The 15,935-nt window shown below is 68.4% G+C and carries 16 protein-coding genes; 8 read left to right on the top strand and 8 right to left on the bottom strand.

Annotation, left to right across the window (positions count from 1 at the left end):
* Nucleotides 1–207 precede the first annotated feature (207 nt).
* Nucleotides 208–873, bottom strand: coding sequence for a TetR/AcrR family transcriptional regulator (locus OG474_RS08855; protein ID WP_405061744.1), 666 nt, complete (start codon nucleotides 871–873; stop codon nucleotides 208–210).
* Nucleotides 874–979: 106 nt separating this feature from the next.
* Here OG474_RS08855 and OG474_RS08850 point away from each other — a divergent pair, with 106 nt between their 5' ends.
* Nucleotides 980–1,906, top strand: a complete 927-nt coding sequence (locus OG474_RS08850; protein ID WP_405061743.1) for an SDR family oxidoreductase — start codon at nucleotides 980–982, stop codon at nucleotides 1,904–1,906.
* Here OG474_RS08850 and OG474_RS08845 read toward each other — a convergent pair whose 3' ends face one another.
* Together OG474_RS08845 and OG474_RS08840 are read right to left on the bottom strand one after the other, a co-directional pair.
* Nucleotides 1,907–3,916 carry a DUF4157 domain-containing protein gene (locus OG474_RS08845; RefSeq protein WP_405061742.1) on the bottom strand — a complete coding sequence of 670 codons (2,010 nt, stop codon included), beginning with the start codon at nucleotides 3,914–3,916 and terminating at the stop codon, nucleotides 1,907–1,909.
* A 93-nt stretch (nucleotides 3,917–4,009) separates the two neighbouring features.
* Entirely contained in the window at nucleotides 4,010–4,540 is a 531-nt protein-coding gene (locus OG474_RS08840; RefSeq protein WP_405061741.1) for a GNAT family N-acetyltransferase, read from the bottom strand.
* A gap of 60 nt (nucleotides 4,541–4,600) precedes the next feature.
* Here OG474_RS08840 and OG474_RS08835 point away from each other — a divergent pair, with 60 nt between their 5' ends.
* Nucleotides 4,601–4,894 carry a YciI family protein gene (locus OG474_RS08835; RefSeq protein ID WP_405061740.1) on the top strand — a complete coding sequence of 98 codons (294 nt, stop codon included), beginning with the start codon at nucleotides 4,601–4,603 and terminating at the stop codon, nucleotides 4,892–4,894.
* Here OG474_RS08835 and OG474_RS08830 read toward each other — a convergent pair.
* Together OG474_RS08830 and OG474_RS08825 are read right to left on the bottom strand one after the other, a co-directional pair.
* The gene (locus OG474_RS08830) at nucleotides 4,891–5,424 is read right to left on the bottom strand and encodes a dihydrofolate reductase family protein (RefSeq protein WP_405061739.1); all 534 of its coding nucleotides are present in this window, start codon (nucleotides 5,422–5,424) and stop codon (nucleotides 4,891–4,893) included. The two genes, OG474_RS08835 and OG474_RS08830, sit on opposite strands and share 4 nt — an antisense overlap.
* A 61-nt stretch (nucleotides 5,425–5,485) precedes the next feature.
* On the bottom strand, nucleotides 5,486–6,919 hold the full coding sequence (locus OG474_RS08825) for a chondroitinase-B domain-containing protein (RefSeq protein WP_405061738.1): 1,434 nt from the start codon (nucleotides 6,917–6,919) through the stop codon (nucleotides 5,486–5,488).
* A 251-nt stretch (nucleotides 6,920–7,170) separates the two neighbouring features.
* On the opposite strand from OG474_RS08825, the gene OG474_RS08820 reads away from it, so the two are divergent.
* From OG474_RS08820 to OG474_RS08805, 4 genes are all read left to right on the top strand, one after another.
* Entirely contained in the window at nucleotides 7,171–8,001 is an 831-nt protein-coding gene (locus OG474_RS08820; protein WP_405061737.1) for an SAM-dependent methyltransferase, read from the top strand.
* 1,300 nt (nucleotides 8,002–9,301) lie between these two features.
* Nucleotides 9,302–10,201 (top strand): hypothetical protein, encoded by a 900-nt coding sequence (locus tag OG474_RS08815; protein WP_405061736.1) that lies wholly within the window; start codon nucleotides 9,302–9,304, stop codon nucleotides 10,199–10,201.
* Entirely contained in the window at nucleotides 10,198–10,569 is a 372-nt protein-coding gene (locus tag OG474_RS08810) for a YciI family protein (protein WP_405061735.1), read from the top strand. Before OG474_RS08815 ends, OG474_RS08810 begins: the two co-directional genes overlap by 4 nt.
* Nucleotides 10,570–10,842: 273 nt before the next feature.
* The gene (locus OG474_RS08805; RefSeq protein ID WP_405061734.1) at nucleotides 10,843–11,424 is read left to right on the top strand and encodes an adenylate kinase; all 582 of its coding nucleotides are present in this window, start codon (nucleotides 10,843–10,845) and stop codon (nucleotides 11,422–11,424) included.
* Here OG474_RS08805 and OG474_RS08800 read toward each other — a convergent pair.
* A complete protein-coding gene (locus OG474_RS08800; RefSeq protein WP_405061733.1) occupies nucleotides 11,400–12,581 on the bottom strand; it encodes an MFS transporter in 1,182 nt (393 codons plus the stop codon). The genes OG474_RS08805 and OG474_RS08800 overlap by 25 nt on opposite strands.
* Before the next feature lie 229 nt (nucleotides 12,582–12,810).
* On the opposite strand from OG474_RS08800, the gene OG474_RS08795 reads away from it, so the two are divergent.
* Nucleotides 12,811–13,401, top strand: a complete 591-nt coding sequence (locus tag OG474_RS08795; protein ID WP_405061732.1) for a TetR/AcrR family transcriptional regulator — start codon at nucleotides 12,811–12,813, stop codon at nucleotides 13,399–13,401.
* Entirely contained in the window at nucleotides 13,401–14,456 is a 1,056-nt protein-coding gene (locus OG474_RS08790) for a biotin/lipoate A/B protein ligase family protein (RefSeq protein ID WP_405061731.1), read from the top strand. The genes OG474_RS08795 and OG474_RS08790 overlap by 1 nt, the downstream gene beginning before the upstream one ends.
* On the opposite strand, the gene OG474_RS08785 is transcribed toward OG474_RS08790, so the two are convergent.
* Both OG474_RS08785 and OG474_RS08780 read right to left on the bottom strand, forming a co-directional pair.
* Nucleotides 14,440–15,267, bottom strand: a complete 828-nt coding sequence (locus OG474_RS08785; RefSeq protein ID WP_405061730.1) for a PhzF family phenazine biosynthesis protein — start codon at nucleotides 15,265–15,267, stop codon at nucleotides 14,440–14,442. The two genes, OG474_RS08790 and OG474_RS08785, sit on opposite strands and share 17 nt — an antisense overlap.
* A gap of 4 nt (nucleotides 15,268–15,271) precedes the next feature.
* Nucleotides 15,272–15,898 carry a dihydrofolate reductase family protein gene (locus OG474_RS08780; protein ID WP_405061729.1) on the bottom strand — a complete coding sequence of 209 codons (627 nt, stop codon included), beginning with the start codon at nucleotides 15,896–15,898 and terminating at the stop codon, nucleotides 15,272–15,274.
* Between the last annotated feature and the right edge of the window lie 37 nt (nucleotides 15,899–15,935).

Raw genomic sequence — 15,935 nt, 5'->3', positions numbered from 1 at the left:
GGGGTGCGCACCTTCTTCGGACGTTAGCGGGGGGCCTCGTTAACGTCCGACGATTCGGAGACGGGGTGTGGGGGTTCTTCGGACGTTAGCGGGGGCCTCGTTAACGTCCGACGATTCGGAGACGGGGTGTGGGGGTTCTTCGGACGTTAGCGGGGGCCTCGTTAACGTCCGACGATCCGGAGACGGAGCCTGCAACTCCTTCGGACGTTAGCGGGGGAGGACGCCGGTGAGGAGGGTGGTTAGCTGCTCGCGGAGGGTGGGTTCGAACTCCATTCGGAGGGGCGCGAGGGAGGGGTCCGCGGCGAACGCGGCGAGCAGGGCCGGGGTGGGATGGGCATGCGTCCAGACCGCCCCGGCCAGCATGCTCGCCGGGGGAATGAAGCGCATCGCGCCCTCGCGGCCGATCTCCGGCAGGGCGATCGTGACGACCTCGATCATCCGCTCGTAGCCGACCGCCGCCGAGCGCTTGAAGGCCAGCGCCGTCTCGGCCGAGATGTTGCGCTCCAGCACCGACGCCTGCGCACTGATCAGATCGCAGAGCACCGGCCGTGCGCTGAAGGTCCTGACGACCACGTCCACCAGCTGCGCTGAACGCTCAGCCAGCGGTGCGGCCGACGGTATGGCGGCGAGCCCGGCGGCCAGATCGTCCACCCAGGACGTCAGCTCGGTCCCGGACAGCTCCAGCAACACGGCTTCGCGGGACTCGAAGTACTTGAGCACGTTCGACTTGGCCAGGCCGACGCGGCGGCTCAGCTCGTTCAGGCTGACGTCGCTGACCGGCATCTCGGTCAGCATCTCCGCGGCCGTGGCCAGGATCGCCTGCCGCCGGACCGCCCGCTGCTCCTCGCTCCGGGCGCGCTGGAATGTCGTCACCCTCACATCCTACAGACCAACGGTCTGTTGTTATCGAACCATCGGTCTGATAACGTCGAAATCATAACAGACCATCAGTCTCTTATGAGCCCTCGTGGAGGATCCGATGTACGTCGTTCCTGACCAGACCGGCAAGCTCGCCGTCGTCACCGGTGCCAACAGCGGTACCGGTAAGGAAGCCGCCAAGCGCCTGGCCGCCGCCGGTGCCCGCGTCGTCATGGCGGTCCGGACCGTCGCCAAGGGCGAGGCCGCCCGCGCCGAGATCCTCGCCGAGGTGCCCGGCGCCCAGCTCGAGGTCCGCCGTGTGGATCTGGCCGACCTCGCCTCGATCCAGGAGTTCGCCGAAGGACTGGCCGCCGACGAGCCGCACCTTGACCTGCTGGTCAACAACGCCGGCGTGATGCACCCGCCGGAGCGCATGGCCACCGCCGACGGTTTCGAGCTGCAGTTCGGCTCGAACTTCCTCGGCCCGTTCGCGCTCACGATCCGCCTGCTGCCGCTCGTGCTGGCCGCGCCGGCGCCGCGCATCATCACGATGAGCAGCGGTACGGCGAGCTACGGCAAACTGAACTTCGACGATCTGAACTGGGAGCGCCAGTACCGCGCCGAGCAGGCCTACGCCCAGTCCAAACTGGCCGACCTGATGATGAGCAACCAGCTCGCCAAGATCGCCACCGACCGCGGCTGGAACCTGCGCAGCGTCGCAGCCCATCCCGGCTTCACCCACACCAACCTCCAGACTGCAGGCGCCGCCCTCGTCACCGGCGGTACCACACCCCTCCTCCACCGTGTCCTGGCCCGCCTGCTCCCGACCCAAGAGGTTGCCGAAGGCACCGAACCGCTGCTCTACGCCGCCACCAGCCCCGACGCCCAGCACGGCGCCTACTACGGCCCCTCGAAGTTCTTCGGCCTGGTCGGCCCCACCAAACTCACCAACCAGCCGAAGCGCGCCCGCAACGAACCGGACGCCGCCCGCCTCTGGTCGGCCGCCGAGGCTCTGACCGGAGTGGAGCTCGCGGCCCAGGTCGCCTGACTACTTCTGCCCGGCCTGGCTGGCGCGGTAGGCCTTGAGCGCGGCGGCAGCGCGCTCGCGGTAGCTGTTGATCACCTCGGCCAGGGGGTGCTGCCTCGACGGCAGGGAGATGAGCTTGTCGAGGGTGTCGTAGATCTCCTTGAGCCGTTCGTCGGCCACCGCCGCGTCCGGCGCGTTGATGACAGCCTTCATCTTCCCGGTCACCTCGTGGTCGGCGGCGACCGACAGCGCGTGCGCGAACTCGAACTTGATGGTCTTCAACTCGCCGAAGGCGTTGTGTTCATGACCGGGCTGGTCCTTGGCGAGCAGCCCGTGCGCCTGCCGGTCGCCGGTCTTGAGCTGTTCGGCTTCGACGTGTTCGTCGAGCAGTTCCGAGACGGTGCGTAGCAGAACCACGCCGCTGCGGCTGCCGACCGCACTGCTCAGTTTGCCGATGACCGCTCCCTCGAGTGCGCCGATGATCGGGCCCGGAATCAGGCCGCCGCGCTTCGACCCGCGCCGCCAGCCCCGCTTGGCGCCTTCGATGATCGCACCGCCGGCCGCGCTGTCGACCGCCTTGGCCTGCTCCTGCGCGAGACGCTGGTCCTCGGCCTCGTCCTCGTGGTGCACCGGGGCTTCGTCCCCGAGGGTGATCTGGTCCGGCGACGGCGCGTCCTTGCGCCGGCCGGCCAGCTTGTCCACCAGCGGCATCTCGGCGTCGATCTCGTCGGCGGCGCCCCGGATCTTGTGCGCCAGCGCGTGGGTGCTGTCGGTCGCCCCGAAGGTGGCAGTGGTCAGACCGCCGAGTTTGTACTCCACCTCGTCGATCGCGGTCTCGACGAAGTTCGAGTGCGACCAGAAGTCCTCGAGCGCGTGCGAGGCCCGGCCGACGAGCTCCAGTGACTCCGGATCGACAGCCGGCCCGATTCCCGCGCCCGCGCCCGAGGTACGCCGTACCTCGGGCGCGGTCTCGTCGGCGACAGCACCGGAGGGCATCCCGCCGATCATCGCCTTCGGCGTGTCCTTGTCGAGCACCGCGCGCATGGACTTGGAGTGGTCGGCGGCGGCCGCGGTCTGGCCGCGGGAGAGCTCGGGATGGTTGAGCCGGGCGGCGTTGAACAGCATCTCCTTGATGTACTCGCGAGAGATGTAGACGTGGGGCGGCAGCCCGCCGGTGTCGAGGTCGCCGAGCTCGGCGACCTTGTCGTTGGCCGCGGTCGCCTGTGGGTTGTCCATGTGCTCGTAGAACTTGTACCCGCCGTAGGCCGACCCGGCGGCGAGCCCGCTCGGGTCGGTGACCGCGGCGTCGAGGACCGCCTGACACGCGTTGTGGAAAGCGGTGATGTCGCCCTCACCCAGGGAGCCGTTGTAGGCGGCGAGCTTGAGCGCCTTCCACTCCAGGATCGTGTTCCCCAGTGCCGGGTGGGCCTGGGAGAGGTCGCGTTCCCAGTTCGCGGCGTAGATCAGCCCGACTTCGTCGGCTGAGAATCCTGAGTCCGCGAGGCCTTCGACGACTGAGGTGCGGTGGTAGCGGGGGTCGAAGTGCTGGACGGCCAACTGCTTGGGGGCTGGTAGGGCTTCCAGACTGCCGCCGCCGTTGGAGCGCTGGTTGGCGATGGATTCGGCGCCGGCTTCCAGGGTGTCGTGGCCGCCGGAGGCACCGGTGCTTTGCTGTACGACGTGGCCCAGTTCGTGGGCGAGGACGTGGTCGCCGTGCGGGGTGCCGGGAGAGATGCCGGGGGCCAGGTGGACCTCGTGGCCTTCGGTGAGGCCGTGGACGCCGGCGGAGGCGGCTCGGGTGCTGTCGCGGTGGATGGTCGCGGGGGACAGGTCGAATCCGGTCACGCCTTCGACCTGGCTGCGGACGCCTGATTCAGGACCGCTCATCATCGCGCCGACGACGGCTGCGTTGCCGGCCAGCTTGCCGAGTTCCTGCATCCGGGACTGCTCGGGCGACAGCGTCTCCTCTTCGTGGGCGTGACTGACCGGACCGCTGTCGAACTCCTCGTCCTGCTCCGACGTCTTCCGCATCCGTCCCCCTCCGCCCGGACTACCGACGGTAGCCGGGAGGCGACGTACGTCGTAAGAGTCAAACGGGCATCGCAGACTGCACCCTGGGGAGGCTCAGGGCAGCCGGTAGTCGCTGCGCAGTAGGCCGAAGAGCAGGTCGTCGGTCCACTCACCTTTGATCCAGGTGTGCGATCGGCGCAGGCCCTCGCGCTGGAAACCGACCCGCTCGAGCAGCCGCGTGGATGAGGTGTTGCGGGCATCGCATTCGGCCGAGACCCGGTGCAGGTTCTTCACACTGAACAGGTGGTCGAGCAGGCCCCGCACAGCCTCGGTCGCATAGCCCTTGCCCTGGTACGCCGGTGCCAGGGTGAACCCGAGCTCCGCCTGCATGAGGTTCTCGTCCAGGTGCAAACCCAGATCCCCGATCAGCATGCCGTCCAGATCAACGGCGTACTGGAACCAGCCGGGTGCATCCGGGTCGCCGGTGCCGTAGCCGGTCACCGTGGTGAGCGCCTCCGGCTCGCTGACCGGCGCCTCCCAGGACTGGTAGCGAGCGACCTCGGGATCCGACCGGTACGCCGCGAACGCGGTCGCATCGTCTGGGGTGAAACGGCGCAGCGTCAGCCGCTCGGTCTGCACGAACATCTCGTCATCATGTCAAACCTGCGCAGGCGGCTCCGTCTGATAGCTGAGAGGAGTATTCCGATGAGATTCCTGTTGATCCTGCACGGTGAAAGCTGTGCTGACCTGCGTAGATCCACCTTCGAAGAAGCCGCCCGCGACGCCGGTGAACTGGTCGGAGGTGAGCTGCTGGCGCACCAGCAGCTGACCATGACTGTGCCCGATCGGGCCAGCTCCGGAGTCATCGACGCGTACTACCTGATCGACGTCGAGGACCAGGACCGCGCGGTCGCTCTCGCCCGTCTCCTGCCGGATGCCCGCACCGACGGCCGGTACGTCGAGATCCGCCCGGTCATGCGGTCCGCGGGCGACCTCTAACGCAGTACGTCGTACCGCAGATTGCTGCCGGATGCGGCCGGGTGCGGTCGCAGCCGGACGGTTCGCCCGCCGGGCTCGGCGAAGACCCGGGTGCCGTCGCCGAGGAACACCGGGGCGACGATCAGCAGCACCTCGTCGACCTCGCCGGCCGCGAGACACTGCCGGGCGATGTCGGCGCCGATGATGTTGACGTACTTGTCCCCGGCCGCCGCCTTCGCGGCGGCGATTGCCTTAGGCAACTGATCGACGTACGTGACACCGGGTTCCGGCGTCGACGGCGGGCGGTGGGTGACCACGAAGAGCGGTCCGTCCCAGCCGCCGCCGAAGGCCTCGCCCGCACCTGGTTCGCCCTTGTGCGGGTCGTCGCCGTCGTGGGAGCGGCGACCGACCAGGATCGACCCGATCTGCGGGATCAGCTCGTCGACCCCGGGATTCGGCTCCAGATAGGGACGCATCCACTGCATGTCGCCGTTCGGCCCGGCGATGAATCCGTCGGCCGACATCGTCACCGAATACAGCAGCTTCGCCATGCTGTCCTCCCGCTCGCTCGATAGTGGTGATCGTAGAGACGAGCGAGCGGAAGAAAACTCATCAGGACGCCGGGCCGACCTCCGCCGGACTGAGCGGACGGCGTACCGGAGTGGCGGTGCTGAACTCGTCGGCGCCGACGTCGGCGCGGCCCGAGCGGGCGTGACCGTCGACGTCCAGAGTCACCGACGAGTAGGTCCGGGCCGCGGCGTTGATGGCCGGGCTCCCCGCAGCAAGGCGTCGTACGGCGTCGGAGCCCGTGGCGAGCTTCGGGTCGGTTCGGGTGAAGCCGGCGGCCGGGATGGTGCCGTTGGCGGCGGCGCCCCAGAGGATGTTGCCCGCGAAGGTGATGCCTTGCTGGAACGGCATCGACACCAGCTTCTGACCGCTGTCGCCGACCAGCAGGTTGTCGGTGATCGTGCAGGCCGCGGGCGCGATGGTGCGCTCCGATTCGCCGCTGATCGCGGTCACCGATGACAGCACGGTATTGAGAGCGATCGTCACCCGGTCCGGCGCATCGTTGCCCTTGCGGCTCTCCGCGGAGTCCTCCGGCTTGTGGTCCTTGACGTTGCCGCTGCCCAGCACGATGCCGGCGGTGGTCAGCCTCTCCAGGTAGTTGTTCACCACCAGGTGATCGTTGCCGTAGATCCGGATGCCGTTGCCGCCGTCGAGGACGAAGTTGCCCTCGACCCGGGTCCGGTTGCCGTGCCGCAGCACGATGCCGCCGAAGCTGTCCCGGACCGTGTTGTAGCGGATGGTGTTGCCCGACGACTTGGTCGAGATCGCTTCCCGGTCGCCGTCGCAGCGCTCGAAGAGGTTCTCCTCGATGATCGCCGCGGCATCGCTCAGCGAGCGGCCGCTGAGACCGAGCCGAATCGGTTCGCCGCCGTTGTCGCCGCCGTAGGTGTGGTCGGAGAAGTAGTTCCGGACGATGCGCACGCCCCGGGCCATCCCGGCCGAGCCGGGTCCCTCGACCGCGAGGAAGACGCCGAGCGTCGACTTGTGGTGGAAGTGGTTGCGCTCGACAACGGTGTTGTCGGCGCGGACCACGACGTAGTTCACGCCCTCGGTGTTCGCGACCTGGATGTCGTTGCGGCTGATCCGGAGGTTGTTGCAGGTCGTTGGGAGGTCGAACGTGGTCTTCTGCCGCAGCTTGAAGCCGGTCAGGACGATGTACGACGAATTGGCCGCCACGAACCCGCGGTCGCCGGTCAGCGTCGCGCCGCCGGTCGTCGCGGCCCGCACGGTGATCGGGGCGGACGCCGTACCGTGCCGTCCTTGGATCGGGATGCCCTGGCTGCCGGTGACGTTGTAGGTGCCGTTGGCGAGCACGATCTCGGCGCCGGGCTGGGCGGTCGCGATGGCCTGGCGGAGTTCGTCGACGGTATGGACCTGGACGGCGCGGGTGGCGGCTCGCGCCGAGCTGGTCCCGCCGGCAGCAGCGGCGGTGGTGGCCAGGGCGGCGGTCAGGAAGGTACGGCGGGCGAGTTCGGGCATGGGTCTCTCCGGGTGATCGGGGCGGTGGGCCGGAAGGTGGCGCTCAGTCTGCGGTCGTCCCGAGGGTGCTGGCAAGCGCTTACCGTCGGGGTTGCCGGAATCTCCCGTGAGGCGGAAGATTCGGAGTCGGAGTTCCGCAACGCGCCCCGTTTGGGAGCTCGCGCCGAGGGCGCGGTAGCCTTCCGGACAAGCGGCCTTTTCGGTTGCGGACAGACTTTTGGGCGGAATGTCGGAGTGAGGTGGTCGGGGCGATGCCGGAGGGTAACGTCACGCGCCGGGTCGGGCCCGAGCTCGATCTGAACCGTCCGTCCGACGCCCGCATCTACGACCTGATGCTGGGCGGCAAGAACAACTTCGAGATCGACCGGCACGTCTTCGCCGAGCTGCTCAAGGTGGCCCCGGAGATCCCGCAGTTGGCGACCGAGAACCGGCGCTGGATCGCGGCCGCGATCGCGCGGATGACCGAGGCCGGGGTCGGCCAGTTCCTCGACCTCGGCTGCGGGCTGCCGTCCGACCGTAATCTGCACGACGTCGTCCTCGCCGCGAATCCGCGCGGCCGCACGGTGTATGTCGACAACGACGTGACCGCGATCTCGCACGGTCAAGCCTTGCTCGCCGACGACCACAGCGCGTTCTTCGCCGCCGCCGACATCCTCGACCCGGCGATGGTGCTCGAGCACCCGACCGTCGTCGACGCGATCGATCGGGACAAGCCGGTCGGGCTGATCTTCGGCCTCACCCTGCACACGCTCGCCGACAACGACCAGCTGCGGCAGCTCCTCGCCGACTACCTGGCGCCGTTCGCCTCGGGTTCGTTCATCGCGCTCACGCACCCGATGAACCCGAACGACGGCAGCCGGCTGGCCGATTTCGCCACCTCGATCGAGGCGAAGTTCCGCGAGTTCTTCCCGCGGCTGCGCTTCCGCACCCCCGAGGAGATCACCGAGGCCGTGGCCGGCCTCGAGATCCTCGACCCCGGCATCACCGACCTCGCCCACTGGTGGCCGGCCGGCGAGCAGACCACCCTCAGCCCCACCGGCGCCGCCCGCCTGGTGATCGGCGCCCTGCTCCGCAAGCCCTAACCCCGCCCCGCCCACCCGCCACGGCGTCGCTTCACCCGCCCAACGTCCGAACGATCGCAGTACGCCGTCAGCGTGTCTTTCGGACGTTGTGACCGCGTCGCGTCTAACGTCCGAACGATCGCAGTACCTGGTCTTCGTATCTTCGGACGTTAACCGCAGCGACTGCAGGTTTGCCCGGTTCACGGGGATCTGCTGCCGCTGGGTGACAGTAGAACCCCGCAAACCTGCATCCACGAAGCAGCTCGCCCCGCTGGACGGCGGCCGGGCTGTCGCGCGCTATGAATCGCTGGCGGGATTCGGTTCTGCTCGTCTTTGTGGAGTCTCGTGGGCGCTGGGCGCCTATTTGGTTCCACAAAGACGCGATTCGCCCGCCTTCGGCGGCCACTGAAGCGCCCAGTACGGCGAGTCTGTAGCTGAGGGGGATGGCGAGGCCGGTGACCGCGGCTCTTCGTCGCCTACGGCTGACGGGCTATGGCTGAGGCACCTGAACGGGCCGCGATGACAGTGACCGTTGCCTGAGGTGAACAGCGCACGACCGCCCTGGTGGGCATCGGTGGCCAGTGAAGAACCACCGCGGCGGGTCAGCTGTCAGGCCTCCTCGCGACCGGCCGCAACCGTAGCCCGCTAACCACAAGCAACCAGAACCGCGGTCACCGGCCTCGCCATCCCCCTCAACCGAAGACCACCCCAGCCACCCGTCTCAGTAGATCCGGCCGCAGCGGCGACCAGCCACCGCGTACGCCCCCGGCCGAATCCGAGCGGCCGGACGGGACGAGCACATTCGGGAAGGAGGGGTTCCTGCCCAGACAAAGCCCCCAGCCCACCGCGACCGAACACCGACGACGACCTCGCAACCCAACCGCCCCTGCCAGCCGGCCGCAGCGGCGAACAACCACGAACCGACCCCACCGGCCGCATCCGAGCGCGCCCCCCGCCGTACCGACCAACCCCGCAGCACAACGTCCGAAAAAACCGCCAACCACGTACTGCGGTTCTTCGGACGTTAGCGATTGGAACAGCCCGACCCCCTGATCCACCGGCCGTGTGGTCTCGCGCCGGGGACGGTGAACGCGACAACCTGCTGTTCTTCGTGCTGGCACATCCGTCGGGATCGGGGCGGGCATCGAGCGGAAGGGCGGGAAATGGGTGGTGGGCGGGGGGAAGAGCAGTTGATGATGGGGGCATGTCTGCTGAGGCTGCTGCCGCTCACTGATCCGTGGTGTACCGCGTGATCGCGCCCGTCGGGTCCGACGGGTATTTCGGTGTGCAGTTACCCCAGCCCTTGGAGTTCGTTCCCCACGTGTCCGACGTTGAGATCGCTTGTGACGAGTCCGGCTTCTCCGGATCCAATCTGCTGGATCCGTCCGCGCCGGTGATCACGCATGCCTCGGTCGACCTGAGCTTCACGGAAGCGGCGGAGCTGATGACCGGTCTCGGCTCCCGAACCACCAGCGAGTACAAGTCGAACCGGCTGCTGCGCCTCGAGCAGCGGCCCACGCTCCAACGATTCCTGACCGTGCTCGCCGGTCGGGCGCACGTGCATGTGATCGACAAGCGGACGTACGTCGCCACCCGGGTGCTCGAGCTGTTCACGGGCGAGCCGTCGTACGGCGATGGCACGCGACTCGGCCGGAGCTTCGGGGCGAGCGTCGACGTACTGCGGCCGCGGACCGACTTCCTCGACTCGTTCCTAGTGTTGTGCCGGACCAAGCGGTTGCGGCTGCTCGACCATGACGTCATCGACCGGTTCTTCGGGCTGCTGCCGGACGAGCTGCGCTGGTTGTCCCGGAGCCGGGTCGAGGAGACGCTACTCCGGCTGATCGAGGACGACCCGGCAATCCCGCCGCCGTTGGAGCCGCTGGTTCCCGCGCTGGCCGAGACCGCGTTGTTCTGGAGTGCCGGTCAGCGGTCGGTCAGCGTCGTCCACGACGAGCAGAGCGCGCTGAGCCGGCGCCGGGTCGCCCGATTGGCCGGCTACCTCGCGAGCGCCGTCGTACCGGCTCCGCCGCCGTTGGCCGGGCTCCGGCAGGTCGATTCCCGGCAGGATCCGCGGGTGCAGGTGGCCGATCTGCTGGCCGGAGTGGCGCGCCGCGCGGCCGAGGTACCCGGGCTGGAGAAACTTCTCGGCCCAGAATGTCGAGCGTCGATCGGCGGCTCCGACGTCGCGGGCACAGAGCAACAATCTAGGAGGATGTCGTGAAATACCTGATCCTGATCCACTCGAACCCGCAGCCGTGGGGACACCCGACGATGGACTTCACCGAGATCGGCCGGACGGTTCCGCAGGACGAGCGGGACGCGATGAACAAGGAGTTCGAGGAGCGGCTGAACGCGCTCTCCGCGTCGGGTGAGCTGATCTCCGGGCAGGCGCTCGGTCCGGCCGACGGCGCGAAGGTGTACCGGATGGAGGGGCGCCGGCGGGTCACCACCGACGGCCCGTACGCCGAGGCGAAGGAGCACCTGGCCGGGTTCTTCCTGATCGATGTCGCCTCCCAGGAGCGCGCGGAGGCCATCGCCGAGCTGTTCGCGAGCCCGGGCGACACGATCGAGCTCCGGTCAACAATGTGACCAGGTGATCTAATTCCCATTCCGGCACCGCCATCGACGTGACGTACGCCGTACCGCAAACCTCCTGACTCCCCTAATCTGAGTGCCTCGTCAAGAAGCATTCGGCACCTCTAGCGGCGCCCCAGACGCCCGCTGACGGCGTTGTCGTCGTCGCGAGATGCTCCGCATCGCGCTCCTCCTCCGCCTTGCCAGCGAACGACTGGACCACCGCTAGAGGCACCAATGCTCCTCGACGAGACACCGGAAACTTACCGAGAGTCAGGAGGCGACGCAGTGACGACTGTCGTCCTGATGGGCCCACCCGGTGCCGGGAAGGGTACCCACGCCGGGATCCTGGCCGCCGAGGTCGCCGTGCCGGCGATCTCCACCGGCGACATCTTCCGCGCGCACCTCGCGGCCGGAAGTGAGCTTGGCCGGACCGTGCAGCAGTACGTCGACTCCGGGGCCTATGTCCCCGACGAGGTGACGAACGCGATGGTCCGCGAGCGGCTGGCCGAGGAGGACGCCCGCTCCGGCTTCCTGCTGGACGGGTATCCGCGGACTCTCGACCAAGCCGCCGTGCTCGACGATCTCCTGTCTGCCCAGGGGCGCGACCTGACCGCGGTGATCGTGCTGCGGGTCGACCGGGAGTCGCTGGTTCAGCGGCTGCTGCGGCGGGCCGAGCTGCAGGGACGGTCCGATGACTCCGAGGACGTCATCCGGCACCGCCTCGAGGTGTACGCCGAGCAGACCGTCCCGCTCGTCACCCTGTACGGCGGTCGCGGGCTGGTGCACGAGATCGACGGCAACGGGGACATCGACGAGGTCCGCGAGCGGATCCTGGAGATCACCTACACGTTCACGCCCGCCGGCTGAGCAGTCGCCCGCCGGATCGTGAATGCGGTGATCAGGGCAACGAGTCCGACCGCCGCGAACGTGAGGAACGCTGCGACGTACCGGCTGTCAGTGGGAGTGCCGGTGAGGATCACGGCGCTGAGTTGGGCGCCGATCGCGGCGCCGAGCGTGCGCAGGATCGTGTTCACGCCGGTTGCCGCGCCGGTGTGCTCAGCCGGCGCCGCGTCCATGACCAGGTGACCGAGTGACGAATAGGCCAGCCCGTACGCCGCTCCGATGACCGCGCCGGCCAGATACGTCTGCCACACGTGGTGATGGGCGACTGCCAGCAGGACGAACGCGACCGCGGCCAGCGCGGCGCCGAGCTGGAACGACGTCCGCGCGGGGAGGTGGGCTGAGACCCGACCGGCCGCGAGCATGAGCACGGCCATCGGGATCATCGCGATCCCGGTCTCGGTCGGTGAAGCGCCGAGTGCACCCTCCAGGAGTTGGGGGAGCAGCGCGACCGAGGCGAACATCGCCACGCTGATCACGATCGTGGCCAGGTTGACGGTGATGAGCGCTCGGGAGCGCAGCACGTCGAGGCTGCCGGAAATCCCAGCTGGGGTTGCGGATTCGGCCCGGGGCGCGGGGAGGTTCAGTGCGCCGGCGAGGCTGGCGGCCGCGACGATCGCCGTACACCAGAAGAGCGCGGAGGTGCCGAGCCAGTCGGTGATCGGGCCGGCCAGGACGATGCCGAGCGCGCCACCGACGCCGAAGATCGCGCTGATCATCGCGATCACCGGGCGCAGCCGGGCGGCCGGTACGACGGTGCGCGCGAGGCCGAAGACCATCGGGAACACGCCGCCGCCGATGCCTTGCAGGAGCCGGCCGGTGAGTACGCCGGGGAACCAGCCGTTGCTGTTGGCAACAGCTGCCAGGACGGTGCCGGTGAGGAAGATGAGCAGGCAGGCGATCAGCACCCGGCGGTAGCCGAGCAGGTCGCCGAGCCGACCGGCGATCGGGGTCGCGACGGCGGAGACCAGCATGAATCCGGTCAGCAGCCAGGTGATCGTCGTACCGGTGGTGTGGAGTTCGCGGCCGAAGACCGGCAGGGCGGCGACCACGATCGTCTGTGCCAGCGAGACCCCGAACGCGGCGGTCAGGAGCGTCGGCGTGGCGGTGCGCGAAGAGCTCATAAGGGCACCCTAACATCATTTGTGACCAGTGGTCACAAATTAGCTGAAGCACAGTGCTCCGCGTTGAATGTTCTTTGGCGCTTGCGGCGCCCAGGCACGCACCTCGCCGCACCGGAGGAACAGCCACGATGGAAAAGCATCGAGGCCGCCCCTCCGGCACGCCGATGCACGCACCTGAACACCGCAATCACTCAAACAACATCCAACGCGGAGCACTAGGCTCCCGGGCATGGTGGCGAAAGCGGGCAGACCGGCACGGCTGAATCGCGAGCTGATCGTGGCCGCCGCCCTGGAGACCGGTCTCGACGGCCTCACCATGCGTGAACTCGCCACCCGCCTGGACGTCTCGCACTCGGCGCTCTACCGCTGGGTCGGCAACCAGGACGAGCTGTTCGACCTGGTCAGCGAGGTGATGACGGCGCGCATCATTCCGACGGACGAACCGACGCCGGACACCTGGCGGTTCTGGCTCGCTCGCCTCGCCTGGTCCATGCACGACGAGTTCCTCGCCGTCCCCGGCTACGCGACCCGGATCGCCACCCCGCACCGCCACAACCCCGACTCCTTCAATCTGCTCCGGACCCGAGTCATTGGTGCCTTCACGATCGCCGGCGTCGCACCCGAGCTGGCCGACCAGAGCTGGCACATCTTCGCCATCGGCGTCACGACCTACCTGGCCCAACTCCAGTCCTCCCATGACCACGGCCCCACCCAGCCCCGCTTCGACCTCTACCTGGACGCGTTGCTCAGAGGCCTCCCCGCCCAGATCCCTGTTACGTATCAACGTTCCGGAACAACTCCCTCCGAAGGCGGGTTGTGATGGGTATGCATGGTGAGTACAAGGTGCCGGGTGGGAAATTGGTCGTAGCGGATCTGGACGTGGTGGGGGACCACGTCCGAAGTGCGCAGGTGAGTGGGGACTTCTTCCTCGAGCCGGATGACGCGCTGGAGCGCATCAACGGAGCGCTGGCCGGGTTGCCGGTGGTGACCCCGGCGGCTCAGGTAGCGGCTCGCGTGCGGGGTGTCTTGGGTGACGGCGTCGAGATGGTCGGCTTCTCACCGGAGGCAGTGGCTGTCGCCGTACGACGCGCGCTGACCGGCGCGACCGGCTGGCACGACCACGCCTGGCAGTTCGTGCACGACGTACCGCGGGAGCCGGCGCTGCAGATGGCGTTGGACGAGGTGCTGACCGAGCAGGTCGGATCAGGCGAGCGGCCGCCGACGTTGCGGGTGTGGGAGTGGGACCGCAACGCGGTGATTATCGGTAGCTTCCAGTCGCTGCGCAACGAGGTCGACCTGGACGGCGCCGCGAAGAACGACGTGACGGTGGTACGGCGGATCTCCGGCGGCGGCGCGATGTTCGTCGAGCCCGGGAACACGATCACCTACTCGCTGTACGTCCCCGAGTCCCTGGTCTCCGGGCTCTCGTTCGTCGAGTCGTATGCCTTCCTCGACGACTGGGTGATCGGTGCGCTCAACGACCTCGGCATCGCGGCGACGTACCAGCCGATCAACGACATCACCTCGCCCGCCGGCAAGATCGCGGGCGCCGCGCAGAAGCGGTTCGCGGGCGGCGCCGTACTGCATCACGTGACGATGGCGTACGACATGGACGCGACGAAGATGCTGCAGGTGCTACGGATCGGCCGCGAGAAGCTGTCCGACAAGGGCACGACCAGTGCGAACAAGCGTGTCGACCCGCTCCGCAGCCAGACCGGTCTCGACCGCCGCGAGGTGATCGACCGGATGGCCGCATCCTTCAACAACCGCTACGGTCTCGCCGACGGCACGATCGACGCGGAGACGGTTGCGCGCGCCGAGGAGCTGGTGGCAACGAAGTTCGGCACCGACGGATGGCTCAAGCGAGTCCCGTGATCGGTACGGCGGTGCCGCTCACCCGGACCCTGGTATCGCCCGGCCGCAGCTCGACCTGAATGCGGCTGGGCCGACCCATGTCGTCCCCTTGATGCAGCAGCACCGTGACCGGCGGCTCCACGAGCTTGAGCTCGCGCAGATAGGCACCGAACGCCGCCGCGGCCGCACCAGTCGCCGGATCCTCAACCACGCCGCCGACCGGGAACGGGTTGCGGACGTGGAACACCTCCGCCGACTCCCGCCATACCAACTGCAGGGTCGTCAGCTCTCGCTCCTGCATGTAGGCCAGCAGTCGATCGAAGTCATACGCCAAGGCGGCCAACCGCTCGCGACCAGCCACGGCCAGCACCAGATGCCGAGCCCCGGCATAAGCGACGTACGGCGGTAGTGCCGGATCGAGCTCATCCGCCCGCCAGCCAAGGATCTCCAGTACGTCGCCCAGGTCGTCCACCGCTTCGACGTACGGCTCGACGCTGGTGAGCGTCGCTCGCAACCCGCCCTCGGCGGGCTCGACCAGAACCGGCACCAACCCGGCCGCGGTCGAGAAGGTCCACTCGCCCGCGCCCAGCGCGACGGCGGTAGCGACAGTCGCGTGCCCGCAGAACGGCACCTCGGATGTCGGTGCGAAGTACCGAACCGGGATCACCGGTCCGTCCCGCCCTTCGGTGAGGAAGGCGGTCTCGGAGTACCCGACCTCCGCCGCGATCGCCTGCATCGCGGCGTCGTCCAACTTCCGGGCGTCGAGCACAACCCCGGCGGGATTCCCGCCGGCCGGGTCGGCCGAGAACGCGGTGTAGCGCAGCACTGTCATCTGTTCATCGTCGCAGCTTGATCAAGGTCCCCTTCGGTACGGCGGCCGTCGAGGTCACCGTGAACTCGCGCATCGCCTCGCCGATATCGTCGAACAGGCGCTCCCCGCCGCCGGTGAGCACCGGCGCGATGAACAGGTCGATCTCGTCGATCAGCCCGGCCCGCAGATACTGCCGGACCGTCGACGCGCCGCCCGCGATCACGATGTCCTTGCCGTCGGCCGCCTCGCGCGCCCGCTCCAGCACCACTTCGACCGGCTCGCTGGTGAAGTGGAACGTCGTACCGCCGTCCATCTCCAGCGACGGCCGCTTGTGGTGCGTGTGGACGAACGTCGCGTGGTGGTACGGCGGGTTCTCGCCCCAGTAACCGCGCCACGACTCGTCCGCCCACTCACCGCGCAGCGGGCTGAACATGTTCCGGCCCATGATCGTGGCGCCGACGCCGTCCTTGTACCGGTCGAGCTGCTCGACGGCGGCGTTCGTCCGGCCCTGCTCGCGCTCAGCCATCGCGAGCTCCATCCACTCGTGCAGGTTGTCGGCCCGGTCACCGAACGGCGCGTCCAGCCGCTGGTTCACACCGGACCCGAACCCGTCGACGCTGATGGTGAAGTTCGCAACGCGCACCTTGCTCATGACTGCTCCTTCCGAGGAATTCCTCTTTCACCCCTCG

The sequence above is a fragment of the Kribbella sp. NBC_01505 genome, assembly GCF_045040285.1.
GTDB lineage: Bacteria > Actinomycetota > Actinomycetes > Propionibacteriales > Kribbellaceae > Kribbella.
This window is presented reverse-complemented; position numbering and strand designations above follow the sequence as displayed.